The following is a 22,800-nucleotide window of genomic DNA, read 5'->3' as shown; positions in this document are numbered from 1 at the left end:
CAATGGTTGGTTGAAATCTAAAATCAATTTAGCCAACAAGTGCCAACAAAATACCTGCAGCAACCGCACTGCCTAACACGCCCGCCACATTAGGACCCATTGCGTGCATAAGTAAAAAGTTATGTGGGTTATTTTCAAGTCCCACTTTATTTACTACGCGAGCAGCCATAGGAACAGCTGATACACCAGCGGCACCAATTAACGGGTTAATAGGTGTTTTAGATATTTTATTTAAGCCTTTAGCCATAAATACACCTGACGCTGTACCAATACCAAAAGCAAGGGCGCCCAACACTAAAATACCAATAGTTTCTAGCGTTAAGAAATCATCTGCTGCAAGCTTAGAGCCAACCGCTAAACCTAAAAATATGGTCGTTATGTTGATAATTTCGTTTTGCGCACTGTTACTTAAACGGTCAACAACACCCGACTCACGCATTAAATTACCTAAACAGAACATACCTACTAGCGGAATTGCTGCTGGTAAAAACATCGCGGTTGCAGTGAGTACCATAAGTGGAAAAATAATTTTTTCCTTTTTAGATACTTTACGTAGCTCAGGCATTTTAATTTGGCGCTCTTCAGGCGTTGTAAGTGCACGCATAATAGGAGGCTGAATTATTGGTACTAGCGCCATATAAGAGTAAGCAGCTACTGCAATTGCCCCTAATAAATCAGGCGCTAGCTTTGAGGCTAAAAATATTGCCGTTGGGCCATCAGCCCCGCCAATAATAGCAATAGCTGATGCATCTTGAAGCGAAAACTCAAAACCAGGTATGAAGTTAAGTAAAATTGCACCAAACAAGGTCGCAAAAATACCAAACTGAGCCGCAGCCCCCAGCAATAACATACGTGGGTTTGCTATTAGCGCACTAAAGTCAGTTAATGCACCAACACCCATAAATATTAATAGCGGAAAAATCCCGGTATCTATACCCACATAGTAAACTGAGTACAAAAGTCCGCCTGGGTCAGACATACCAGCAACCGGAATATTAGTTAATATCGCGCCAAAGCCAATTGGTAATAAAAGCAGAGGCTCAAAGTTTTTAGATATCGCTAAAAACAATAACAAACAGCCTACAGCAATCATTATCAAGCCAGGAAACGTAAAGTTAGCAAGACCTGTTGCATGCCAAAGGTTTAAAAGACCTTCCATTTATACGACCTCCTTAAGCCAACGCAATAATTGCGTCACCGGTGGTCACTGAGTCACCTTCAGACACAAGCACTTCAGCAATTGTACCTGTATGCATTGCACGTACTTCAGTTTCCATTTTCATGGCTTCCATAATCACAACAACATCACCTTCGTTTACAACCTGACCCGCTTTCACTTTAACTTTAAAAATATTACCTGCTAAAGGTGCATTTAGCGTTTCACCCGAAGCCACTGAAGCAGACTGAGGTAAATGCTCTGAATCTTTTAATGTGACCTCTTTAAGTTCACCGCCTTGCGCTACGACAACGTCGTAAACTTTACCGTCTACCTTAACGCTGTATTGCTCAGCCTTAACACTATTACTACTTGCTGATGACTTGGCTGGCGATTTACTTGTGTTATTTTCTTCGCTTGGTACCGGTTCAAATGCATCAGGATTATTACGGTTTTTGATGAATTTTAAACCAACCTGTGGGAATAACGCATAAGTAAGTACGTCGTCTATTTTATCCTCAGCAAGCGTTAAACCTTGCTCTTGTGCTTCTTTTAATAGCTCAGCTTCAAGTGTTTTCAGCTCAGGAGCAATGTTATCAGCAGGGCGACACGTAATAACGTCGCTGCCATTGAGTACGCGCTCTTGCAGCTCTTTATTCATTGGAGCTGGTGTTAAACCATATTCGCCTTTTAAAACGCCTGCGGTTTCTTTAGTGATAGTTTTATAACGCTCACCTGTCAGCACATTAAGTACAGCTTGAGTACCCACAATTTGTGATGTTGGTGTAACAAGAGGAATAAAGCCTAAGTCTTCGCGTACACGCGGTATTTCAAGTAGTACTTCGTTAAGCTTATCAGCGGCACCTTGCTCTTTAAGTTGGTTTTCCATGTTAGTTAACATGCCACCTGGTACTTGAGCGAGTAAAATACGTCCATCTACGCCTTTTAAACTCCCTTCAAACGCTGCATATTTTTTACGAACATCTCTAAAGTAAGCTGCAATTTCTTCAAGTTGGTTTAAGTCAAGCTCAGTATCTCGCGCTGTACCTTCAACAATTGCTACAATGGTTTCTGTTGCTGAGTGACCGTAAGTCATACTCATAGACGAGATAGCGGTATCAAGCATATCAATACCTGCATCAATCGCTTTTTGGTACGTAGCAGTACTTAAACCTGTTGTAGCATGGCATTGCATAGCAATTGGAATCGACACTGTTTCTTTCAGCGCTTTTATAAGCTCTTCTGCGTCATATGGCTTTAACAAACCCGCCATATCTTTAATACAAATTGAATGACAACCCAGCTCTTCTAATTGCTTGGCTAGCGTTAACCACATATCAAGTGTATGAACAGGACTTACCGTATACGAAATAGTACCTTGAGCATGAGCACCCACCTTAACAGCCGCTTTAATGGCTGTTTCTAGGTTACGTACATCATTCATTGCATCAAAAATACGAAACACATCAACACCGTTTTTGTGTGCGCGCTCAACAAACTTTTCAACAACATCGTCAGCATAATGGCGGTAACCTAATAAGTTTTGACCGCGTAATAGCATTTGCTGCTTAGTATTTGGCATCGCTTTTTTAAGCGCACGAATACGTTCCCACGGATCTTCACCTAAATAACGAATACAAGAATCAAAGGTCGCACCGCCCCACGATTCAATTGACCAGTAACCTGCATCATCTAATTTACTTGCAATCGGTAGCATGTCACCTAAGCGCATACGCGTGGCAAGTAATGACTGATGCGCATCACGAAGAACCAATTCTGTTAATTTTAATTTAGCCATGTGTGCCCCTTATTTGTTATTTGATTTGTACTGAGCAATGGCAGCACTAATAGCAGCGATGTGCTCATTTGGCACACCTTGAGATTTAAACGATGGTGACTTAACTGGAGTCGCAACTTCAGCAGAGCTAAAACGCGCCACTAAGTTAGACATTATTGTAACTGCGCCAATTAATATCGAAAGAAAGACAAACACTCCAACCATACCTGTCAGCATTAAGCTACCAGCGGTTGTAAGTACAGCACCTATATCCATTTTTCTCCCCTTGAAACCCATATCGAAAATAAAAAGTCGATTTAGTTAAATATTTATTCACTAGATAATAACAAAACAAATATCTTTGTCTAGCCATTGTAAATTGGTAAAACCAATTAAAATAAAAATAACATATAACCAAATTTATTAACCAGAGTAAAAACCCTTACCCATCAACACCCCATAATACACACAAAAAATACTCACTATATTTATAAGCTATAGCTGAATTTTTAACAAAGCCGAATTCCCCGTACTTTACTGAACCTAAAATCACTCATAATGTGTAGAAAAAAACAAACTTGTTAATTGGTCTTACCAAGAGAGGCTTTTTTAAGCATCTTTAAATTGCAACCTATACTTGTGTGTGAATAAGTTACACAACCCAACGTAAAAGTTACCTATTTAACAAAGTCAAAAAACAAACAAAAACACGCAAGATACTGATATAAAACAAAAATACATTATGGCACAGTACTGGCATTAACTATTGTGTACAAATTTGATAACCAAGGAGAAAACAATGTTACGCTGGACAATCACATTTTTAGTTATTGCTTTAATCGCTGCAGTGTTGGGTTTTGGTGGCATAGCAGGTGCCGCAGCTGGTATAGCAAAAATTATATTCTTTATTTTTATAGTACTTTTAGTTATTTCGTTAGTTTCGGGTGCGCTACGTGGTAAATCGCCCAGGTAGGCATATACTCAACTAACACTACAATTTTATTTATTTACAAGGAATTACATTATGAACTCTACAACTTTAAAAGCAGCACTAATTGGTCTTTTCGCAAGTTTTTTCATCATGGGTTGTCAAGATAACAACGCAGAAGAAGCCGGTGAACGTATCGATGAAGTAGTAACAGATGTACAAAATTCTGTTGAAGATACGTGCGAAGAAGTGAAAGAAGGCGTAAACGCTGAAGAAACTAACTGTTAATCGTTAGTATATTATTAAAAAAACGGCTCTTAAGCCGTTTTTTTGTGCCTAAAATAAATGCACGCATTATAAAGCTGCTCATTTATAAGCGAACTTGCTAAAATATATAAAACGATTTTTAAAGCAAGGCACTATGTCATTTTCAACCACCTACACACTTGATAAACCCTACTTTTACGAATGCTTTGACGAGTCACTTCCTTACAGCAAACGCGCACAACCTAAGTACTTTTTACTGGTACTGTTAGTCTCGCTTGGTTTATTTAGCATTTACGGTTTAGCTGATCATTATTTAGGAACATTTTTGATCATGGTTGCTGTGCTTGAATGCGTTGCTTTTTATTACCGCAGGCCATGGTGGGTGACCAGACAAATGTTTAGCCGAGCATCAGGTTCTGAGGTTACACTCACTTTTGATGATGAAGGCATTAAATCGGCAAACCATTACAAAAGCTACCAACTAGCTTGGCAAGACATCGCTGAGGTAATTGAAACGCCACGGGGCGTGTTAATTAAAAATAAAAACAGCCTGCAATATATTTCAAAGCAAATACTCACAGATGAAATGCTCGATTTTATAAACAAAAAAGCCACTCAATGAGTGGCTTTTTGACTTAACTAAATAATTTATTTAGCTAGGTATACGTGTTGATTAAGCATTGCCCGGATTAGGGTTAGACTTTTCAGCTTGTATACGCATGTAAATTTCTTCACGATGCACTGATACGTCTTTTGGTGCGTTTACACCAATTCGAACTTGATTTCCTTTAACACCTAAAACGGTCACTGTTACTTCGTCACCGATCATAAGGGTTTCACCTACTCTACGAGTTAGTATTAGCATTCTCTTGCTCCCATGTTCCAATTAAAATTATAAGATTCCGCTTATCCATATTAATGAAAAATAGACTAAAAAGTAAGTAAAAACTCACTATCTATCTACTTTACGTTAAAAATGCTTTGTGTAATGCACGAACTGCCAACTCAAGGTACTTTTCATCTATTAAAACAGAGATTTTAATCTCTGAAGTAGACACTAAAACCACGTTAATATTTTCCTGCGCCAATGCATCAAAAAATAAACTAGCAACACCCCAGTGCGATTTCATGCCCATACCAACAGCAGATACTTTTGCTATGGTTGTTATCCCGCTTATATTTTCAGCACCTAAGGACACCTTTTTCTCGGTTAGTAATTCAAGTGCTTGCAGGTAGTCATTCGAGTGCACAGTAAAAGCATAGTCTATTTTTTCAAAGATATGATTAACTTGATTAATCATATCTATTTCGATGCCGTTATCAGCAAAAAGTTTCAATATTTTTACAAGATTTTGAGTGCCACTATGTACACCCTGTAACTTAATTAAGCACTCATCTGCGTTAAATGCAATACCCGAAACAACTTTACTTGGCATGTCGTTTTCCTCAAACGTAATCAATGTCCCTTCATCGGGATTAAAGCTCGAAAGCACCCTTAGTGGAACATTGTGTTTACCCGCCGCCTCAACAGAACGAATATGCAATACTTTAGCACCTAAGCTTGCCAACTCTAGCATTTCAGCAAAGGTCACTTTACTCATTCTTCGTGCGTTAGGTTCAACCCGAGGATCTGTAGTATATACGCCATCAACATCGGTATAGATCTGACATTCGTCGGCTTTTATAGCCGCGGCTATTTCTACCGCCGACGTATCAGTGCCGCCTCTGCCAAGGGTTGTTATATTGCCTTCAACATCACGCCCCTGAAACCCGGCAATAATAGCAATACGGTTATGCTCAAGTTCATGCTTTAAACGCGTAGCTGCAATGTCTGTAATGCGGGCTCTACCAAACATATTATCGGTTTGAATATTAACTTGATCGGCAAGCAGGCTTACGGCTGAGTGGCCGCGTTTGATTATAGCCATAGCCAATAAAGAAACCGATACTTGCTCGCCGGTACTAATTAGCACGTCGAGTTCTCGGTTGCTTGGACGGGAATCTATTTGTTTGGCAAGATTAATTAAGCGGTTGGTTTCTCCCGACATAGCCGAGAGCACCACAACCACTTGATGACCTTGTTGCCTAGTTTTAACAACAAGGTCGGCGACCGCTTCTATTCGCTCTATTGAGCCAACCGACGTGCCGCCATACTTTTGTACAATTAACGCCACTTAGGCTTAAGTACGCTCAGTTAACCAAGCAGTAACGCTATCGAGTGCAGCAGCAAGGTTTTGTGGCTCAGAACCACCGGCTTGTGCCATATCAGGACGGCCGCCACCTTTACCGCCTACTTGGCCGGCCATGTGGTTAACTAACTCACCGGCTTTTACTTTACCAGTTAAGTCTTTAGTCACACCGGCAATTAGGCTTACTTTTTCGCCGCTGGCAACACCGAGGGCAATAACACCTGAGCCAATCTTGTTTTTAAGGTCATCAACCATACCACGAAGCGCTATAGACTCAGTACCTTCAACGTTTGCAACCAATAGCTTAACGCCATTAATTTCTACAATCGAATCAAGTAAAGACGCACCTGCAGCGCTCGCTAACTTGTCGTTAAGCTGAGCAATTTGCTTTTCAAGGCCTTTAGACTTCTCAAGTAATGCTGTTACTTTTTCAAGTACTGATGCGCTATCGCCTTTCACAAGCGCTGCTACATCGCTAAGCTGTTGCTCTTGCTCACTTACATAAGCAACTGCATCTGCGCCAGTTACTGCTTCTATACGGCGAACACCGGCAGCAATACCGCTTTCAGATACAATTTTGAATAAGCCAATATCACCCGCACGCTCAACGTGTGTACCACCACAAAGCTCAATTGAGTAATCACCAATGGTTACTACGCGTACTTCGTCATCATACTTTTCGCCAAACAGCGCCATAGCACCTTTCGCTTTAGCATCATCAATAGCCATAAGCTCAGTGTTAAGTGCAAAGTTACGGCGAATTTCGTCGTTAACTACACGCTCAATATCACGTAGCTCGTCTTTAGTAACGGCTTCAAAGTGCGAGAAATCAAATCGTAAACGATCCGCTTGAACTAACGAGCCTTTTTGACTTACATGTTCACCTAATAACTGGCGTAATGCTTCATGTAAAATATGCGTAGCTGTATGGTTTTTCTTAATACGATCACGGCGTGCGTCATCAATAGTGGCATCCACTTTATCGTTAACACCAATACGGCCTTGTACTGTACCGTGGTGCGCAAATGCATTACCCAATTTAGTGGTGTTAGTCACATTAAACTCGCCACCAGCAACTGTAATTGTGCCTGTATCGCCCGTTTGGCCGCCAGATTCTGCGTAAAACGGTGTGCGGTCTAGTACAACAATACCTTCTTGGCCATCCTCTAATAACTGTACGGCCTCACCACCAGCAAACACTTCAACCACTGTCGCACTGTAATGCGTGCTGTCGTAGCCTTTAAAGTCAGTGTGTTTATCTGATTTTAATTGCTCGTTGTAATCAGCACCAAATTTACCCGCTTGCTGTGCAGTTTTACGCTGTACAGCCATGCATTCTTCAAAGCCTTTATGATCAATCGTCATTTGGCGTTCACGCGCAACATCGGCTGTTAAATCGGCAGGGAAACCATAGGTATCGTAAAGTTTAAATACTAAATCGCCTGGGATCACATCGCCTTTAAGGTCACTTAAGCTTTCTTCTAAAATAGCTAAGCCACGCTCAAGTGTTTTACCAAATTGCTCTTCTTCAATGCGTAATACTTTTTCGATAATTTCTTGTTGCTTAGCAAGCTCAGGGTACGCTTGACCCATTTGCTCAATAAGTGCAGCAACTAATTTAAAGAAAAACGCGCCTTGTGCGCCAAGCTTATTACCATGGCGAACTGCACGGCGAATAATACGACGAAGCACGTAACCACGGCCTTCGTTAGATGGCATAACACCATCTGAAATTAAAAATGCACACGAACGAATATGATCCGCTACTACGCGAAGTGACTTATCGTCCATATCTTGCGCGTTAGTGACACTTGCAGCTGCTGCAATTAAGCCTTGGAATAAATCGATTTCGTAGTTTGAATGAACGCCCTGCAAAATAGCAGAAATACGCTCAAGCCCCATGCCCGTATCTACAGATTGCTTAGGTAGTGGCAGCATTGTCCCGTCGCTTTGACGGTTGTACTGCATAAATACTAGGTTCCAAATTTCGATAAAACGGTCGCCGTCTTCCTCTGGAGAGCCTGGAGGACCACCCCAAATATGCTCACCGTGATCGTAAAATATCTCAGAACACGGACCACACGGGCCTGTATCGCCCATTGACCAAAAGTTGTCTGAGGTAGCAATACGAATAATGCGATCTTCACTTAAGCCAATATCTTTTGACCAGTACTCAAACGCTTCTTCATCATCATGATAAATAGTAACAAGCAGTTTTTCTTGAGGTAATTTAACAACCTCAGTTAAAAACTCCCACGCAAACTTAATAGCTTCTTGCTTAAAGTAGTCACCAAAACTGAAGTTACCTAACATTTCAAAAAATGTGTGGTGGCGCGCCGTGTAACCCACGTTTTCTAAATCGTTATGTTTACCACCAGCACGTACACAACGCTGTGAGCTTGTTGCACGTGTATATGGGCGAGATTCAGCGCCTAAAAATACATCTTTAAATTGCACCATACCGGCATTGTTAAACAATAGCGTGGCATCGTTACCCGGAATAAGCGAGCTTGAAGGAACAACTTGGTGTTGTTTGCTGGCAAAAAAGTCTAAAAACTGTTGCCTAATTTGTGCGGTAGTCATGTGCTGCATGTGAAAATCTCACTTGTATTTACTGTGATTGCATTGCAAAATCGATTTGTTCATAGCTAAAACCTCGATACATTAAGTAGCGCACGCGCTTAGCCTTGTCTTTGTAGTCGAGGTTTGCCGGTGTATTTGAATATTTTTTGTTGTACGCATCCTGCGCAAGCTCAAACCAGTCTATTTCAAGCTCTTCAACTACTCTTTCAAGTAGAGAACGGTCAATCCCTTTGCCCATGGCCTCGCTTTGAATTCGCTTAAGCCCATGGCATTTAAAAATGTGTTTTCTTACAAAGCCTTCACAGTAACGTTGCTCGTTTATAAAATTGTGCTTTTCGCACCAATCAAGCAAGTTTTCGATAAACTCATCTGTGGCTTCTTTTTGCTGTAATTTAAAGGTTAACTCACGGCGCGAGTATTCTTGGCGTCCGAGTAACCAAAGTACATAATTTTTTAATTTTTGTTTTAACTTATCATCCATTAAGCGTCAAAGCGTCCGCTTGTTTCACTGCTAAGTGGCTTAACATTTTTGTCGTCACTTGGCGGGACAACCGGCATAAAAATCGCCTGATAAGAAACAAAAAAACTAATGTAGCAAATCGGCATTAAAATCAACAGTGGTAAGAACGATAAGAACATAGAAACCGCCATAAATAGTACGCAAATAACACCAAAAACACTTAGCGGAAACAAATTATGATAAAAAACCATAAGCGATTGCTTAAGCGCCGTTAAAATACGTTGCTCTTTATTAAAATAAACAAGCGGTACCGCATAGGCAAAGGCCGTTAAATAAATAAGCATGGCCATAAAAAATAAAATAACACTCGCACCCGAAATACTCACAAGAGTTTGCTCAAGTGCAGCCTGAGGCTCAAGCCCTGGCTGGCTCATAATTGCTACGGCATCGGCAAATAAACCGTTTGCTAATAACGCCATTAAAATACCCGCCCCCATTTGGTATAACGCCAAACGCACCAAACCTAAACGGTTTCCTTTGGCTGAAAATGGCTTAAGAATGTCAGCCAACATAATTTTGCCGCCTTGCTGCTTGGTCAGCACCGCTTGATAAAAGCCGGCAGTTAAAAAAGGCGTAGCCAGTGCAGCAACCACTTGCAGTAAAGGTAAAAACAAAGACAGTAAGCCCACAATGCCAATAAATAAATGCATAAAAATAAACGTCATTGGCTGGGTTTTAAAAATAAGCCATCCCGCTTTTAACCACTTTAGCCCGGCATCTGCTTTAAATACTCGTAATTGTGTAGACATACTTGCTCTTAATTTATAACGAAACACGCCAAGTATAACTTGGCGTTGGGTGGGATCACAGAGGCAGATCAGTAATATTAAGGTTTTTTAATTTTTTTAATATCTAGCATATGTGCGCCATACTTTATTTTGGTTTCTAAGTAGGCTTTATTACCTGCTACACCCGCTTTTATGTGTGCATGTGTACCAATAACCGTATCAACTTTAATACCCGCATCTTTTAAGGCATTGAGCTTTTTAGGGTTGTTGGTCATTAATTTAACGTGCTTTAAATTAAGCGCATTAAGCATTAATACCGCATCAGAAAAGTCGCGTAAGTCATCTGCAAAACCTAAATGATTATTGGCCTCATAGGTATTCATACCTTGCGATTGCAGTACATAAGCATCAATTTTATTGTATAAACCAATACCACGGCCTTCTTGGCGTAAATACAACAAAATACCGCCTTGCTCATGCATCATTTCAATACATTCGTTTAACTGTTCGCCGCAATCACAACGTGATGAATGAAATACATCCCCCGTTAAACACTCCGAATGCATACGAATAAGCGGTACATCTTGCTCGGTATCTGCGTTATTAAACACCATAGCAATATGCTCTTGACCATCTTTTAGGTCAGTAAATGACACTATTTCTGCAGGGATATCACTGTTTTTGCCAACATTTAGCTGGACTCTTGCTCTTACTTGCGCCACGACAAATCCAAATATTTAAATAACTACGACACGACAATAAAGTGATAATATCACAAAAGAGTAAAATTAGATCGTAGTACAACACTGTTTATCGCAATTATATGGCGACGACAGCCCCTGTTTTCAATGATTAAACCTAATTAACCTGAACTCTGAATAATAAACCTATCTTTAGCAGCTATTTTAGCGCTAACTCCGTTGAATTTACTTGCAATAGGCCTGCTATTTACGCGTAAATTCGCCTTGTTTCATTGAAAATCTCTGACTAGAAAAATAAAATTTAAATATCACCATTATTCAACATGTTAGAAACTCTCTTAAACAGCGTTCATGCTAATTAAAAAACACATTAAATCAGCATATAACAGTGGCTTTTGTACCTATACAATGACAACAGTTATCATGTGTAGTAAATTACTTTTAATTAGATTATTCGTAATTTTACATGCCTATTCAATTAAATTTAATGCAGCTAACGCTAAAATAGCGATTTAAAAATGCGTTACTATTCAACGTTCAGGTTCACAATTAATAAGGATCATTATGAAGCCACAACACCTTGCTCTACTTGTTGGATTAAGCTTATCTGCCTTTACAAATAATGCACTTGCTAGCCAAGCTGATAACGCTAAAGCCGCATTTTCAACTGCTTACCAGAGCTACCTAAACGCTGTAGAAACAAAACACGATATTGAGCAAGCCGCAAAACAGGCTTACACCACAGGGCTTAATTTTTACGGTGATAAAAGCGACAACACAGCAAACCTTGCTATTAATTATGCTAAAGCCATTACACCGCCAAGCACAACAAGCAGCAAAAAAAACATCAGGCAACAGCGTTACAGCCTTTACTCGCAAGCTTATACAATTTTAGCTGATCACCACGGCAAAAATTCAATACAAACACTCGACGCACTTTTAGGTAAAGCCGAAAATGCTAAATCAGCGTCTTTGGCAGAAGATCATCTCGAACGTATAATCGACATTGCCAAAGCACAAAATAAACCAAAATTTGTTGCCGATATGCAATTTGAAGCCGCGTCGTTGTTAGCAAGTAAGTTTGCACATAAAAAATTTCGTGCAGCCCAAAAATTGCTAACCGAAGCCGATGAGTACTACCGTGAAAATTTAGACGAAAACACGGTTGAGCGAATCAAAGCAGACTTTTTAGTCGCCTCGTTTGCACAAAGTAAGAAAAAATATACAAAAGCGATTGAGCGTCTAAACCATGTTGTTTCGGTATTCGATAGCAACCTAAGCTTTGATCATAACGCCGAACTTACCGCGCACTCAAAACTTGTAAACCTTTACGAAAAAACAGGTCAAAGCGAGCAAGCAACTAAACATTGTTTAGCCATTGCTGAAATGGTGCCATGGAAAGATTCACAAGAACAAACACCGGTTTATCGCCAACCGCCTAAGTACCCAATAAATAAAGCCCGCCAAAATACAGATGGTATTGTTGTTCTTCAGTTTGATGTAGACACCGCGGGTTTTGTAAAAAACTCATCAGTAATAAGCTCAGAAGGTGGCCACGCATTTGAAAAATCAGCACTAGAGGCACTTAAAAAATGGCGTTACGCACCCAAGTTTGAAAACGGAAGCCCTGTAGTAGCAAGCACTCAGGTGCAAATAGATTTTAAAATAAACCGCTAGCGGTTTTACAAATGCAAAAGGCGCTATTTAGCGCCTTTTACTTTTGTATTGTTTTAGTGTTGTTTTAGTTTACGGCGTCCTAAAACTCGTAACTGATACGAATAGCCCCATCGGCTCTTTTTTCGTTGCTGTCGCTTGTTTTACCGTAGCCCGCATCAAGTATGAGTCTAAAACCACGACTATTTAAGCCGTTAAAGTTATAACTGTATGTAAGCCCAACACCATGTGTGGTTTCATCATCAAATATTTGCCCGAGCGCACAACCAAAAATATTACCCAGCTCGCTAGCAATGTCGTCAGTGTTTGTGCTTTCACATGGTTGATCGGTATCACGTGCGCCAATAGCCCCAACTAATACACCAAATGCATGTTTATTGTTATTACTTACAGCTTGTTCAAAGCCCACAGAAAAGCCATCATCTAGGCCAATTTTATAGTTTGCATACCAGCGCTGGGTATTGTTGTCTGCCGATAAAGACGCTTCGGGAACAAGCAAATAAGGGTAGCCACCACCAATCGAAAAGCTCACATCATTGGCAAAAGCAGAACCCGAACTAAGTGATAAAGCCAGTAGTAATATTTTTGTATTCATAACATTCCTTTTAAGTAAGCATAAATCGTACTTAATTAAGGAACAAAGGGCAATAAAACAAATGTTCGTTAATGTAACAAAGCTGATAAAAGGCGCTTACATTTTAGCAAGTATGTTATCGCTTGCCGCTTCTATTAAATCGAGCACGTTTTCAAAGCCGTCGTCACCACCGTAATATGGGTCGGGTATAGCGCTAATACTTTGATCGCCGTACTCTAAAAACAACGCTAATTTATAATGTAAATGCGCTGGGCACTGCTCTTTTAAATCAGCTAAATTTTGTTTGTCGGCCGCTAAAATTAAATCAAACTCGGTAAAGTCGCTAGTGCGTACTTTTCGCGAGTATATTCCCTTAAAACTGTAACCACGTTTTTCACCCGCCGCCATTGAACGGCTATCGGGCGGATTACCTTCGTGATAGCCAATTGTACCTGCAGAATCGACCACCACCTTTACACCCAAGGTTTTTGCACGCGCTTTTAGTACCGCCTCGGCAGTAGGTGAACGGCAAATATTACCTAAACATACAATCAATACCTTTTTCATTGCGGCTCCTTAAATTGGGCTTTAAAACTGTTTTAATATGCTCTCTTCGTAATCGTCAGCATTAAGCGTTAAATTAAACTGTGCAGCAACCGAATCTAACTCAGCTTGCTTAATGGCTAGGTCTTCCATTGTTATAAGGTTGTCGTCTAGCTGCCATAATAAACGCGAGCCCGCATAACTGTAATGAATGGCTAATAGCGCAAAAGGGTTACCCTCGCGCCCAGCCGCTTTTAACTTTGGCATTTTACGGGTTATTTTATTAAGTGCCTGTTTTAGCTCCCATACATAAACCACTTCGGTCATATAAGGATGAGTACGGTATTTATTTAACAACCACCCAATGGCTAAACTTGTAATAACCACACCGGTTAAGTTCCAATGAAAATGGCTTCCGCTTTCATCCGGAAACAACGCAATCAGCGTTTGCGATATAGCTAAGCTCCCCGCCGCAAGCGAAGCCGCACAGCCTGCAATTACCCGGTTTAAATGCTTACGGTAACGCGCTTTATTTATTTCAATGAGTTGCATAACAGCCTAAAAAGTTAATGAGTAAAAGAATGCGAAAGGCTATTGTAACTAAACCCCGCATTTTTTATAAAAATATTTCACCCCTTTTTGATTTGCCACCCGTTATAGCTCTGAAAACACCATAATGAGTTAACTAGGAGCGGCTTATGCACACACTCGAAACCCCAATTAACCCAACATTTATAAAAACATCAACCGCCGTTATTGGTGGTGCAGCAATGACCTTTGCCGCCTTTGCATTTATGCAATACCTAATCAGTGGCGACCAACGCGCACCACTCGACCCTGGCAAAAAAATCACGGTTGAAATATTTAAAGTGCCCGAAGATTCAAAAGTAAGGCACATAGATAAAATGCCAGAACCACCTACACCAAAAGTGCCGCCTAAAGCGCCACCGCGGGTAACACCGAGTGCCGACCCCGTTATGGCAATCAACACGGCGCCGCCATTAATAATGGATAACTTTGGTGACGGCATTAACAATACCCTTAACCGCCCAACGGGAGATGCCTCACCCATTGTGCGCATAAATCCAAAGTACCCAACCACTGCTGCGCGTGATGGCATAGAAGGCTGGGTACAACTTAGCTTTAATATTTCGCCCACTGGCGAAGTAATTGACGCGGTAGTTTTAAACGCCGAACCAAAACGTATTTTTAACCGCGAAGCACTGCGCGCTATTAAACGTTGGAAATACCGCCCAAAAGTAATTGAAGGTGTGGCACAATTACAAACAGATCAAACAGTTCAACTTGATTTTAAATTAGATAACTCTATTTAACGGACTAAACGCCTATGCTAATGAGTATTAAAACCTGGTTATTTGAAACGCCCAGCAAAGACTGCATGGCGCGTTATGCAAAAAGTGGAGAAAACCGTCACTTAGAGCAGCTTATTGCCCTCTACAGTAACGATTTATACCACTACCTAGTTACGCAGTCTAATACTCACTTAGCATACGACGTAAGCCAGCAAACGTGGCTAAAAGTAATTGAAAAGCGCCACCTTTACCAAGCGCAAACCACGCCTAAAGCGTGGTTATTTAAACTTGCACGCAACACCCTAATAGACGAATACCGTAAACAAAAACACTTTGTAGAGCTGGACGAAAACAGCCTACAACCTTTGCAAAGTGGCAACCAAAGCGAATTAACACATAATGACTCGCACATAGGCGACACACACATAAGTTACGAAGCATTCAACACGGCGCTCAAACAACTAAGCTTTGTGCAGCGCGAAGCCATCACCTTACAACAAGAAGGTTTTAGCCTTGCCGACATAGAGCTTATAACGCAAAGCAACGCCCAAACCATAAAAACAAGACTGCGCTACGCCAAACAAAACCTAAAACAATTATTAGGAGATTATAATGAACAAGCCTGATGAGCAGTTTGATGAAAAGCTGTCAAACCACTTTAAAGCGCGTAAAGCACGTACCACCCTTTCGCATGCTCAACAACAGGCGTTAAAACACAGCGTAGCCCAAAAACAACCTAAAAAGTTAGGCTTTGCCCTGCAACTCACAAGCCTTACCTGCGCTCTGGGCTTACTGGCCTTTATAGTGCTCGACAGCAACAACGTAATAAATACTGCCCCTACAACCGTATTAAACACCATAGACATTCACGACTACTCGTTCATCACAACACATGAAATAGATCAAACAGGCAGCTACGCAAGCGCCATAACGCAACAAAAACGCGTGCTCGACACCCAATTAGCAAACGATTTACGCCGCCACCAGCAACGCCACATAGAATACGGCACGCTCGTAAAGGTCGATAACGACTGGTACATAGCCAGCTGTCATGACGAGGTGCTAGTGCAAATTAAGCAGTCATTGCTCAGCGATTTAAAAGGTAAGCATGCAATTGAAAGTAATATAAATACGGGTGATATGCTGGCCATGGCACATAACGGCAAAGGGCAGATTGTAGGGCTTAAACATGCGGGGGCTGGGGTTAAGCAGTGTGGGGCTTAGATGATTTGAGTGGTAACTAATTAAGATAGAAGTCTTTTAGTTTTTTAATTTGAGGAATCACATTTACAGCCTCAACATAACATTCAGCAGGAAAAAGGTTATTATATGTATTCGAGCATGTTGTAGATTTATCGGTATATTTTGAAAACTCTTTTTTGCAGTTATTATTGTTCGGATGAGGGGGAACTTTTTGACCTAAAAGCATAAGAAAAGTAGCTTCTACACAAGGCTCATTCTTTATAATCTGTATCCCTTTTTTTTCACACTCTTTCAATAGCTTTACCGGTATAGGTAGATCATTATCCATAAATATACATATTTCTGAAAATGCTCCCTGCCTATACTCCGCAAGTGCACTATTTAATACGTTGTCAGGCCCTTTCCCTCCGGCACTTTTAACTTGAACTTTAGATTGCCCTTTGAAAATAGATTTTAAATGGTTTAAGAATGCTTTTTCAGTTTGCCCTTCCCCTACAACTAAAATTACTCTTCTTATTTTTTTCTTACCCATAACAATCCCTATAGTATATCTGGCACGCCACCGAGAGCGCCTGTTAAGTATTTACTATTCAAATTATCTCTTTCTTTCAATCCCTCTATCTGATCTGCTCTATAGGCATCTGAAATAGAATCTTCTTTTTCTACAAAGTAAATATGCTGCTTACGTAATGTTTTTAATAACTCTGTATTATGCGTGGTAAAAATTAATTGCGCATTTTTTTCATTATTTTCTTCTGCAAAAAGCTCAATAATTTCTTTAGTTAGCATTGGATGAAGGTCATTATCAAATTCGTCTAAAATTGCTAACGTACCAAAGTTTAGCGCTTGTATTATATGACATAGCAATGTGTAAGCAGATTTAGTGCCTCTTGATTCCTGAAATATAGGTAAGAAATAAGATTCTCCGTTATATTCATGCTCAAAATATGGGATGTTCCTTTCTTCCTCTTTATTCATATTGATTATAGTTTTAGATCTAATTTCAATATTTTTAATTCCTATATCAAACTTACAAATTAAGTTTTTAACAGCTTCAAAAACTTCTGGCTGTTTTAGAAATACTTCAGTAGTTTCATGATGCAGGCCATTAAAATCAGCTTTATCATTTTCTGTAATATTAGATATACAAAGAAAAAAATGTGGATAAATAAAGTCTATAATACCTAGCTTTTCATAAATGAATTCATTATCTATATCCTGTAATAAATCATAATTTAGTCTTGCAATATATGAGATAAAAGAGCAGTTATGTGGCGTATCTTTAAGCCGACCATCATTATTTAAAAAAGATGAAGAGATATTAGTATATTTTCTTTTCTGCTCATCATACTCCCGTTTAAATACACGAGAATATAAGCGTGAAGTTTTAAGCTTTAACTCTTCGAGCAAAACACGTTCTCTGGTTAACTTTAAGGTATATTTAAAATCTAATTTTTCGGAATCTTCGCCAGGAGGATTAATTTGAAACTCAATTTCAATGTTTGTAGGCTTATTTTTAGCTGAAAAATGTGGCTGGAAAGGAATTAAATCAGACTTTGATAAATCATGGAAGGAATGTGAAATAAACCAAGAAATAAAAGATAATGGTTTAAGAAGCGATGACTTACCTGAACCGTTCGCACCAAATACAGCTGTCACTCGGGCATATTTTATTCCGTTACTATCTTTAGTATCAAAATAGCTATTTGCATATTTTGCTGCAACACTAAAATCAAGTTCGGTGTCATTTAAGTAAGACTGGTAATTATTAAACTTCAACTTCTTTATCATACTAAACTCCTTGAGACGAAAATACGTCCTAACAGGTTTAGTATATATGTTTAATTAAGGATGTCTATTAAACTAACTCAATAAACTATAGTAATTATTTTATGTTTTATTACATATACAAACTAATTTGAGAAATTGATAATTTTATGACATTCAAATCAGAGGCAATAATACTTAACGTACAAGCTGCAAAATTAATTTGGAGATCCGTTGGGTTTCGTGTCACTCAACCCAAGCTACGTGTAAACAAAAAAGCCTGCAATTAAGCAGGCTTTTGAATGTTTAGAACTGTAGCGTTCTGAAATGTGTTTACAACACAATAATGCTAATAACCAAATAAGCAATAAAGGTCAGTGCGCCACCAAATAACGCGTACGGTAGCTGTGTTTTAACGTGGGTGAGTAAGTCACACCCCGATGCAAGCGCCGATACCGCGCTGGTGTCGGATATAGGCGAGCAGTGATCGCCAAATATGCCGCCACCTAAAATAGCGCCTACAACCAATGAAGGTGGTAAACCTAATGCTTGTATAAGCGGTACGCCAATAGGGATAAGTATGGCAAACGTACCCCACGATGTCCCCGTAGTAAACGACATAACCGCCCCTGTCAAAAACAGCACGGGCACTATTAAATAAATAGGTAAGTAGTCGCCTACTAAGGAGGCAACAAACACACCCGTTCCTAGATCTTTTAAGCTTGCGCCCAGTGTGAGTGAAAGCAAAACAATACTTACCAATGGAAGTAACTCACCCATGCCTTTAAAGCCAGTATCAACTAGTTGATGGTGAGTGAATTGGCGCGAACTAATCATTAATAAGTAAGCAACCACAATAGCGAGCACAGTTGCGTATAATACCGATTTAGAGCCGCTACCCTCTGCTAATACACCATTACCAGTGTAAAACATAAAGCCTACCATGCTGGCAATTAGCGTGATGAGTGGCACTAGCATAAAGCGTGCTTTAGAACCTTTTACTTCTTCTTTTAGCTCGTTTGTTTGTAGTTCTAATTTTTGCTCGGCCTCTTTCATTGGGCCGTGTACTTTATCAAACGCAATGGTGTAAAAAACAATAACCAGGGTGATTATGGCGTAAAAGTTATAACCTACGCTGCCCCACAGTACCGATACGGCCGATTCGCCCAATTCGTAATTACCTAATAAACCCAGCACAAATGCGCCCCAGCCGTTAAGGAGTATTAAAATACACACAGGTGCGCTAGTACTATCAATAATGTAGGCAAGGCGTGCACGGCTCATTTTAAATTTGTCGAACAGGCCGCGTGACAAAATACCCGACGTAAGCACGCTTAGGTTTGACTCTATAAACACCGCAACGCCGGTAAACATAGTTAAAAAGCCAACTTGGCGCTTACCTTTTGCGACCCCTTTATTCATTAATAAGTTAACCGTTGCTGCTACACCGCCAGATTCGCGTATGTAGGCAAGTAAGGCGCCTATTAAAATACTAAATATGAGTATGCGGCTATTACCCGGCGAGCTTGCCACCGAAATAATACGCTCTATGGTATTTAAAAACGTTGTAAATACGCTATTTCCTTCACCTTGTAAGGCAAGTAAAAACTCAGAAGACGCCACGGCAACTAACAGCGCCATAATGACTTCTTTGCGCCAAAACACGATAGCTATCGCAATTAGCGGCGGTAAAATAGAATACCAATGCATAAAAAGTTAACCTTAATTATTAACAACCCGCGCTTAAACGCTTATATGTTAAGCCCAATACTTAAAAAGTGGCTTAATGGAGTAAACCGCCTAGCTTAATGGATTGATGTTGCCAAGTCACCTGCAAATAAGCCATTGGGTATAACTGTATTAGCCCATTTTAACCTATACGATAATTTATTGATTTAACAGCGCTTCGTAAACAAGCGATACCACAGATCCGTACTGAGCGGTTTCGAATTGTTTGCCTGTAAATTCATAACGTTTTTGTGTACCTTTAATTGCAGTGTGGCGCGCGTTAGTAAGCAAAACAATCGCTAAATCGTAAGCGGGATCGATCACCGTTACGGTGCCTGTCCAACCTGTATGGCCATAAGCTTGTGCGCTGGCATAAGGGCCAAAATGCCAACGCCGTGCTTGATTATTGCCTGCCAGCCTAAAACCTAGGCCATACGTTTCGTTAGTGCTTTGCGGCGTTAAAAACTGCGCCAAGGCACTTGCGCTAAATAATTGCTCGTTACCATAACCGCCATTATTTAGTAGTAACTGACACAGCACAGCCAAATCGTGAGCGTTACTAAACAATCCTGCATGCCCTGCAACGCCGCCAAACGAGTAAAATGCGCGTTCGTCATGAACTTGACCTTGCAAAACATGAGTACGAATATTATCAAAAGTAATACGCCCATCGCGGGTGTTACCGCTAAGCTCTGTGGCTGCAAATTGATTGCGTTCAAACCCTTTTTCAAGTGGATTAAATAGCGTGTTACTCAGTTCAAGGGGCGCATAAATGTGCTGCTCTAAATACCCGTCTAGTGGCTGCCCTGTTATGCGCTCAACCAGTACACCTAAAATCATGTAATCAATATCAGAATAAACATGTTGCACTGGGCTTTTGTTATTAAGCGGTACTTTTGTTAACAAAAGCTGTTTAGTGGTTTGGCTATTTTGAGAATAAAATGTATTGCCTTGCTGCGTATCTTTTCGGTGAAAATCAAACACGGGAGGGTAACCGGCGGTATGCGTAAGTAACTCTTTTACTGTGCGTTGCTCTCGCCCATCGCCGGTGTATTCGGGCACATAGCTTTGCACAGGTTTGTTTATATTTAATTGCCCTTCGCTTATTAATTTCATAAGTGCAAAATTAGTGGCAAATATTTTGGTGTTTGAGGCTAAATCAAACAGAGTGTGTGTTTGCATAGGCTCTGGGCGCAGTAGCATTAAATCGTTTTGTTGGTACTGCTTTGCATCGCCATAGGCACTGAGCTTTATTAACTCGCCATTTTTAACAACTGCCAGTACTGCACCAGGAAACCCCGCTTTAATATCGCGCTCAATGAGTTCATCAACGTCTGTAAAATCAATAGGCTTAGTAGGCGTTAAATTTAAAGTGGGAAATGCAAAGCGCAGCGTTAAGCTTGTGCCTTTAGGTAAAATATTTTCTACCTTAAATGTGTTTATACCATTATGGGGATGCGCCGCTAAACTGTAATTATAAAGCGTATTAGCGGTTAATGTATTGGTATTAAGTTTTTGGTTGTTAATATAAATATCGGCGCTTTCGGCGCTGTAGTTTTGTATTAATAATTGGCCACGCCCTTTATACGCTTTAAATGTGCCGCGGTTGTTTACATAAAACCGGCTACTTGGGTTTGGATCAGGAAAGCGGGCTACAACTTGCGCATTTGGCAGCTGTACTAACTGGCTTTTAGTCAGCACCTGCTGCGATTTTAATGAATTATGTGTACTACCACAGCCCACAATAATTAAACTCAAAGCAACTAACCACGTGTTTTGAATTAAGCGGGTATTTTTTAAAGTAAATAGCATGGTTAGGCCTTACTTATATAGCAAATAAGGCGCTCGTTGCGCCTTAAATCGTGTAAGGCCGCTTTGCCAGCCTTGCTTTATTTGCTCAGCCGACTGCCCTGCATCAATAGCTAAACGTAACTTATTAGTACCTGCTAGTTTATCCATAAAATCAGCGCGTTCAAAAAAGGTAATATTGTTTTTAGTTAATTTACTATAAGCCGTTATTAAGTAACTTAAATTAAGCCCATGCGTATTTTCCGTGCGTAAATCGAGCCCTTTTACAGAGGTATTTTTAAATTTAGGGTTTGCTGAGGCGCCTTTAATAGAGCGTGGTGTAAAACTAAACTCTCCAAGCGCAACGGGCGAGTAACCAATTACCTGAAATGCAAAGTCAGTACCTCTGCCAATACTTACAGGTGTAGCCTCAAAAAAGCAAAGCGACGGGTAAAGCGCGATTGATTGATCGTTTGGTAAATTAGGGCTGGGCTTTACAGGTAAGCTATAACGGGTTGTGCGTGTGTAACGATCAACGGGGATCACGGTGAGCTGTAGATCGACTGCTTTATTGATCCAGCCCTCGCCTTTGATCATGTTAGCAAGTTCGCCTACCGTCATGCCATGCAGGACTGGGATTGGGTGCATTCCTACAAACGACTTAAATTCGCGTTCAAGAACTGGCCCATCAACATAGGCAATATTCGGGTTTGGCCTATCTAGTACCATAAATTCAATACCTTGCTTGGCTGCGGCTTCCATCATGTAATGCATAGAGCTTATGTAGGTATAAAAACGTACGCCCACATCTTGAATATCAAAAACAATAACATCTACATTGCTAAGTGCCTCCGCACTTGGTTTTTTGTTTTTGCCATAAATAGAAATAAGCGGGATTCCAGTTTTGCTATCAACTGCATTTTTTACATGAGCACCAGCATCGTGATCGCCCCTAAAGCCGTGTTCGGGTGCAAAAATTTTAGTGATGTTTATATTTTTAGTCAGCAGGCTGTCGACTAAATGGATAGGCCCAACTAAAGAGGTTTGATTTACCACCAGCCCAACACGTTTATTTTTTAATTGCGGTAAGTATAAAGCAGGTTGCTCAGCCCCCACGGTTATTGATTGCTTTGCTTCATTTGCGGGTGCGTTAACAGTAAAAAGTGCGCTTAAAATAAATAAGAATATAAAAAATACGGTTTTAAACATACAGCAAGATCCTTTTAAACAAGGCGTTTAAAATAACACAGCTTAGGTTAAAGAGCAGTGAATGGTTTTGAGTAAATACATAAGTAATTAGAAGCTGCGCTTCTCACGCGAACAAGTTCTGCGTCTACGCTGAAGTTTTTAACAGGGGTGTT

Annotated in this window: 24 protein-coding genes; 7 read left to right on the top strand and 17 right to left on the bottom strand. The window is 40.3% G+C overall.

The window, feature by feature from the left end; all coding sequences use genetic code 11:
- Positions 1-28 precede the first annotated feature (28 nt).
- From AC27I2_RS07220 to AC27I2_RS07210, 3 genes are read right to left on the bottom strand one after another with little or no spacing between them, the layout of a single operon-like run.
- A complete protein-coding gene (locus AC27I2_RS07220) occupies positions 29-1,159 on the bottom strand; it encodes a sodium ion-translocating decarboxylase subunit beta (protein ID WP_058404826.1) in 1,131 nt (376 codons plus the stop codon).
- 13 nt (positions 1,160-1,172) lie between these two features.
- Positions 1,173-2,954 carry a sodium-extruding oxaloacetate decarboxylase subunit alpha gene (oadA, locus tag AC27I2_RS07215; RefSeq protein WP_487203863.1) on the bottom strand — a complete coding sequence of 594 codons (1,782 nt, stop codon included), beginning with the start codon at positions 2,952-2,954 and terminating at the stop codon, positions 1,173-1,175.
- Between the two features lie 9 nt (positions 2,955-2,963).
- On the bottom strand, positions 2,964-3,209 hold the full coding sequence (locus AC27I2_RS07210; protein WP_487203862.1) for an OadG family protein: 246 nt from the start codon (positions 3,207-3,209) through the stop codon (positions 2,964-2,966).
- 523 nt (positions 3,210-3,732) lie between these two features.
- Here AC27I2_RS07210 and AC27I2_RS07205 point away from each other — a divergent pair.
- The 3 genes from AC27I2_RS07205 to AC27I2_RS07195 all read left to right on the top strand — a co-directional run bounded on the left by AC27I2_RS07205 (position 3,733) and on the right by AC27I2_RS07195 (position 4,750).
- Positions 3,733-3,906, top strand: a complete 174-nt coding sequence (locus AC27I2_RS07205) for a DUF1328 family protein (RefSeq protein ID WP_006794345.1) — start codon at positions 3,733-3,735, stop codon at positions 3,904-3,906.
- A gap of 51 nt (positions 3,907-3,957) precedes the next feature.
- Positions 3,958-4,149 carry a hypothetical protein gene (locus tag AC27I2_RS07200; protein ID WP_006794346.1) on the top strand — a complete coding sequence of 64 codons (192 nt, stop codon included), beginning with the start codon at positions 3,958-3,960 and terminating at the stop codon, positions 4,147-4,149.
- 133 nt (positions 4,150-4,282) lie between these two features.
- Complete coding sequence (locus AC27I2_RS07195) at positions 4,283-4,750, top strand: YcxB family protein (protein WP_058404829.1); 468 nt, start codon at positions 4,283-4,285, stop codon at positions 4,748-4,750.
- Between the two features lie 51 nt (positions 4,751-4,801).
- Here AC27I2_RS07195 and csrA read toward each other — a convergent pair whose 3' ends face one another.
- The 6 genes from csrA to AC27I2_RS07165 all read right to left on the bottom strand — a co-directional run bounded on the left by csrA (position 4,802) and on the right by AC27I2_RS07165 (position 10,870).
- Entirely contained in the window at positions 4,802-4,993 is a 192-nt protein-coding gene (gene csrA / locus AC27I2_RS07190) for a carbon storage regulator CsrA (protein WP_004587515.1), read from the bottom strand.
- Positions 4,994-5,093: 100 nt separating this feature from the next.
- Positions 5,094-6,302 (bottom strand): aspartate kinase, encoded by a 1,209-nt coding sequence (locus tag AC27I2_RS07185; protein WP_487203861.1) that lies wholly within the window; start codon positions 6,300-6,302, stop codon positions 5,094-5,096.
- Positions 6,303-6,308: 6 nt separating this feature from the next.
- Positions 6,309-8,909 (bottom strand): alanine--tRNA ligase, encoded by a 2,601-nt coding sequence (gene alaS, locus AC27I2_RS07180; protein ID WP_487203860.1) that lies wholly within the window; start codon positions 8,907-8,909, stop codon positions 6,309-6,311.
- A gap of 19 nt (positions 8,910-8,928) precedes the next feature.
- On the bottom strand, positions 8,929-9,381 hold the full coding sequence (locus AC27I2_RS07175; protein ID WP_006794350.1) for a regulatory protein RecX: 453 nt from the start codon (positions 9,379-9,381) through the stop codon (positions 8,929-8,931).
- A complete protein-coding gene (locus AC27I2_RS07170; protein ID WP_487203859.1) occupies positions 9,381-10,169 on the bottom strand; it encodes a BPSS1780 family membrane protein in 789 nt (262 codons plus the stop codon). The genes AC27I2_RS07175 and AC27I2_RS07170 overlap by 1 nt, the downstream gene beginning before the upstream one ends.
- A gap of 77 nt (positions 10,170-10,246) precedes the next feature.
- Positions 10,247-10,870: a GTP cyclohydrolase II gene (locus tag AC27I2_RS07165; protein WP_219422276.1), complete on the bottom strand. Its 624-nt coding sequence runs from the start codon at positions 10,868-10,870 to the stop codon at positions 10,247-10,249.
- Between the two features lie 543 nt (positions 10,871-11,413).
- On the opposite strand from AC27I2_RS07165, the gene AC27I2_RS07160 reads away from it, so the two are divergent.
- Positions 11,414-12,526, top strand: a complete 1,113-nt coding sequence (locus tag AC27I2_RS07160) for an energy transducer TonB (RefSeq protein ID WP_487203858.1) — start codon at positions 11,414-11,416, stop codon at positions 12,524-12,526.
- A gap of 79 nt (positions 12,527-12,605) precedes the next feature.
- Here AC27I2_RS07160 and AC27I2_RS07155 read toward each other — a convergent pair whose 3' ends face one another.
- The 3 genes from AC27I2_RS07155 to AC27I2_RS07145 form a co-directional block, all read right to left on the bottom strand.
- A complete protein-coding gene (locus tag AC27I2_RS07155) occupies positions 12,606-13,118 on the bottom strand; it encodes a hypothetical protein (protein WP_058552401.1) in 513 nt (170 codons plus the stop codon).
- A gap of 96 nt (positions 13,119-13,214) precedes the next feature.
- Positions 13,215-13,664: a low molecular weight protein-tyrosine-phosphatase gene (locus AC27I2_RS07150; protein WP_487203857.1), complete on the bottom strand. Its 450-nt coding sequence runs from the start codon at positions 13,662-13,664 to the stop codon at positions 13,215-13,217.
- Positions 13,665-13,685: 21 nt separating this feature from the next.
- Positions 13,686-14,192: a DUF3087 domain-containing protein gene (locus AC27I2_RS07145; RefSeq protein ID WP_487203856.1), complete on the bottom strand. Its 507-nt coding sequence runs from the start codon at positions 14,190-14,192 to the stop codon at positions 13,686-13,688.
- A 146-nt stretch (positions 14,193-14,338) separates the two neighbouring features.
- On the opposite strand from AC27I2_RS07145, the gene AC27I2_RS07140 reads away from it, so the two are divergent.
- The 3 genes from AC27I2_RS07140 to AC27I2_RS07130 are packed head-to-tail and all read left to right on the top strand — an operon-like array spanning position 14,339 to position 16,177.
- Positions 14,339-14,974, top strand: coding sequence for an energy transducer TonB (locus tag AC27I2_RS07140; protein ID WP_487203855.1), 636 nt, complete (start codon positions 14,339-14,341; stop codon positions 14,972-14,974).
- A 14-nt stretch (positions 14,975-14,988) separates the two neighbouring features.
- Entirely contained in the window at positions 14,989-15,579 is a 591-nt protein-coding gene (locus AC27I2_RS07135) for an RNA polymerase sigma factor (protein ID WP_487203854.1), read from the top strand.
- Positions 15,566-16,177, top strand: a complete 612-nt coding sequence (locus tag AC27I2_RS07130) for a hypothetical protein (protein WP_487203853.1) — start codon at positions 15,566-15,568, stop codon at positions 16,175-16,177. The genes AC27I2_RS07135 and AC27I2_RS07130 overlap by 14 nt, the downstream gene beginning before the upstream one ends.
- Before the next feature lie 16 nt (positions 16,178-16,193).
- On the opposite strand, the gene AC27I2_RS07125 is transcribed toward AC27I2_RS07130, so the two are convergent.
- The 5 genes from AC27I2_RS07125 to AC27I2_RS07105 all read right to left on the bottom strand — a co-directional run bounded on the left by AC27I2_RS07125 (position 16,194) and on the right by AC27I2_RS07105 (position 22,648).
- Positions 16,194-16,688, bottom strand: coding sequence for an RloB domain-containing protein (locus AC27I2_RS07125; RefSeq protein WP_487203852.1), 495 nt, complete (start codon positions 16,686-16,688; stop codon positions 16,194-16,196).
- Between the two features lie 8 nt (positions 16,689-16,696).
- Positions 16,697-17,947: an AAA family ATPase gene (locus AC27I2_RS07120; protein WP_487203851.1), complete on the bottom strand. Its 1,251-nt coding sequence runs from the start codon at positions 17,945-17,947 to the stop codon at positions 16,697-16,699.
- Between the two features lie 309 nt (positions 17,948-18,256).
- Entirely contained in the window at positions 18,257-19,633 is a 1,377-nt protein-coding gene (locus tag AC27I2_RS07115; protein WP_058404842.1) for a Na+/H+ antiporter NhaC family protein, read from the bottom strand.
- A gap of 177 nt (positions 19,634-19,810) precedes the next feature.
- Positions 19,811-21,463: a penicillin binding protein PBP4B gene (gene pbp4b / locus AC27I2_RS07110; protein WP_487203850.1), complete on the bottom strand. Its 1,653-nt coding sequence runs from the start codon at positions 21,461-21,463 to the stop codon at positions 19,811-19,813.
- Between the two features lie 9 nt (positions 21,464-21,472).
- On the bottom strand, positions 21,473-22,648 hold the full coding sequence (locus tag AC27I2_RS07105) for an exo-beta-N-acetylmuramidase NamZ family protein (RefSeq protein WP_487203849.1): 1,176 nt from the start codon (positions 22,646-22,648) through the stop codon (positions 21,473-21,475).
- Positions 22,649-22,800 lie beyond the last annotated feature (152 nt).

It is taken from the genome of Pseudoalteromonas sp. NH0006-46, assembly GCF_057547735.1.
The sequence above is the reverse complement of the archived record's forward strand: the minus strand, read 5'-3'. Positions and strand labels throughout refer to the sequence as shown.

Bases quoted from the DNA above. Each gene is read 5' to 3' on its own strand.
- AC27I2_RS07220 (WP_058404826.1), bottom strand. From the start codon at position 1,159: ATGGAAGGTCTTTTAAACCTTTGGCATGCAACAGGTCTTGCTAACTTT.
- AC27I2_RS07130 (WP_487203853.1), top strand. From the start codon at position 15,566: ATGAACAAGCCTGATGAGCAGTTTGATGAAAAGCTGTCAAACCACTTT.
- AC27I2_RS07115 (WP_058404842.1), bottom strand. From the start codon at position 19,633: ATGCATTGGTATTCTATTTTACCGCCGCTAATTGCGATAGCTATCGTG.
- AC27I2_RS07205 (WP_006794345.1), top strand. From the start codon at position 3,733: ATGTTACGCTGGACAATCACATTTTTAGTTATTGCTTTAATCGCTGCA.
- AC27I2_RS07150 (WP_487203857.1), bottom strand. From the start codon at position 13,664: ATGAAAAAGGTATTGATTGTATGTTTAGGTAATATTTGCCGTTCACCT.
- AC27I2_RS07145 (WP_487203856.1), bottom strand. From the start codon at position 14,192: ATGCAACTCATTGAAATAAATAAAGCGCGTTACCGTAAGCATTTAAAC.
- AC27I2_RS07120 (WP_487203851.1), bottom strand. From the start codon at position 17,947: ATGATAAAGAAGTTGAAGTTTAATAATTACCAGTCTTACTTAAATGAC.
- AC27I2_RS07155 (WP_058552401.1), bottom strand. From the start codon at position 13,118: ATGAATACAAAAATATTACTACTGGCTTTATCACTTAGTTCGGGTTCT.
- AC27I2_RS07210 (WP_487203862.1), bottom strand. From the start codon at position 3,209: ATGGATATAGGTGCTGTACTTACAACCGCTGGTAGCTTAATGCTGACA.
- AC27I2_RS07160 (WP_487203858.1), top strand. From the start codon at position 11,414: ATGAAGCCACAACACCTTGCTCTACTTGTTGGATTAAGCTTATCTGCC.
- AC27I2_RS07125 (WP_487203852.1), bottom strand. From the start codon at position 16,688: ATGGGTAAGAAAAAAATAAGAAGAGTAATTTTAGTTGTAGGGGAAGGG.
- AC27I2_RS07170 (WP_487203859.1), bottom strand. From the start codon at position 10,169: ATGTCTACACAATTACGAGTATTTAAAGCAGATGCCGGGCTAAAGTGG.
- AC27I2_RS07140 (WP_487203855.1), top strand. From the start codon at position 14,339: ATGCACACACTCGAAACCCCAATTAACCCAACATTTATAAAAACATCA.
- pbp4b (WP_487203850.1), bottom strand. From the start codon at position 21,463: ATGCTATTTACTTTAAAAAATACCCGCTTAATTCAAAACACGTGGTTA.
- AC27I2_RS07175 (WP_006794350.1), bottom strand. From the start codon at position 9,381: ATGGATGATAAGTTAAAACAAAAATTAAAAAATTATGTACTTTGGTTA.
- oadA (WP_487203863.1), bottom strand. From the start codon at position 2,954: ATGGCTAAATTAAAATTAACAGAATTGGTTCTTCGTGATGCGCATCAG.
- csrA (WP_004587515.1), bottom strand. From the start codon at position 4,993: ATGCTAATACTAACTCGTAGAGTAGGTGAAACCCTTATGATCGGTGAC.
- AC27I2_RS07200 (WP_006794346.1), top strand. From the start codon at position 3,958: ATGAACTCTACAACTTTAAAAGCAGCACTAATTGGTCTTTTCGCAAGT.
- alaS (WP_487203860.1), bottom strand. From the start codon at position 8,909: ATGCAGCACATGACTACCGCACAAATTAGGCAACAGTTTTTAGACTTT.
- AC27I2_RS07105 (WP_487203849.1), bottom strand. From the start codon at position 22,648: ATGTTTAAAACCGTATTTTTTATATTCTTATTTATTTTAAGCGCACTT.
- AC27I2_RS07195 (WP_058404829.1), top strand. From the start codon at position 4,283: ATGTCATTTTCAACCACCTACACACTTGATAAACCCTACTTTTACGAA.
- AC27I2_RS07135 (WP_487203854.1), top strand. From the start codon at position 14,989: ATGCTAATGAGTATTAAAACCTGGTTATTTGAAACGCCCAGCAAAGAC.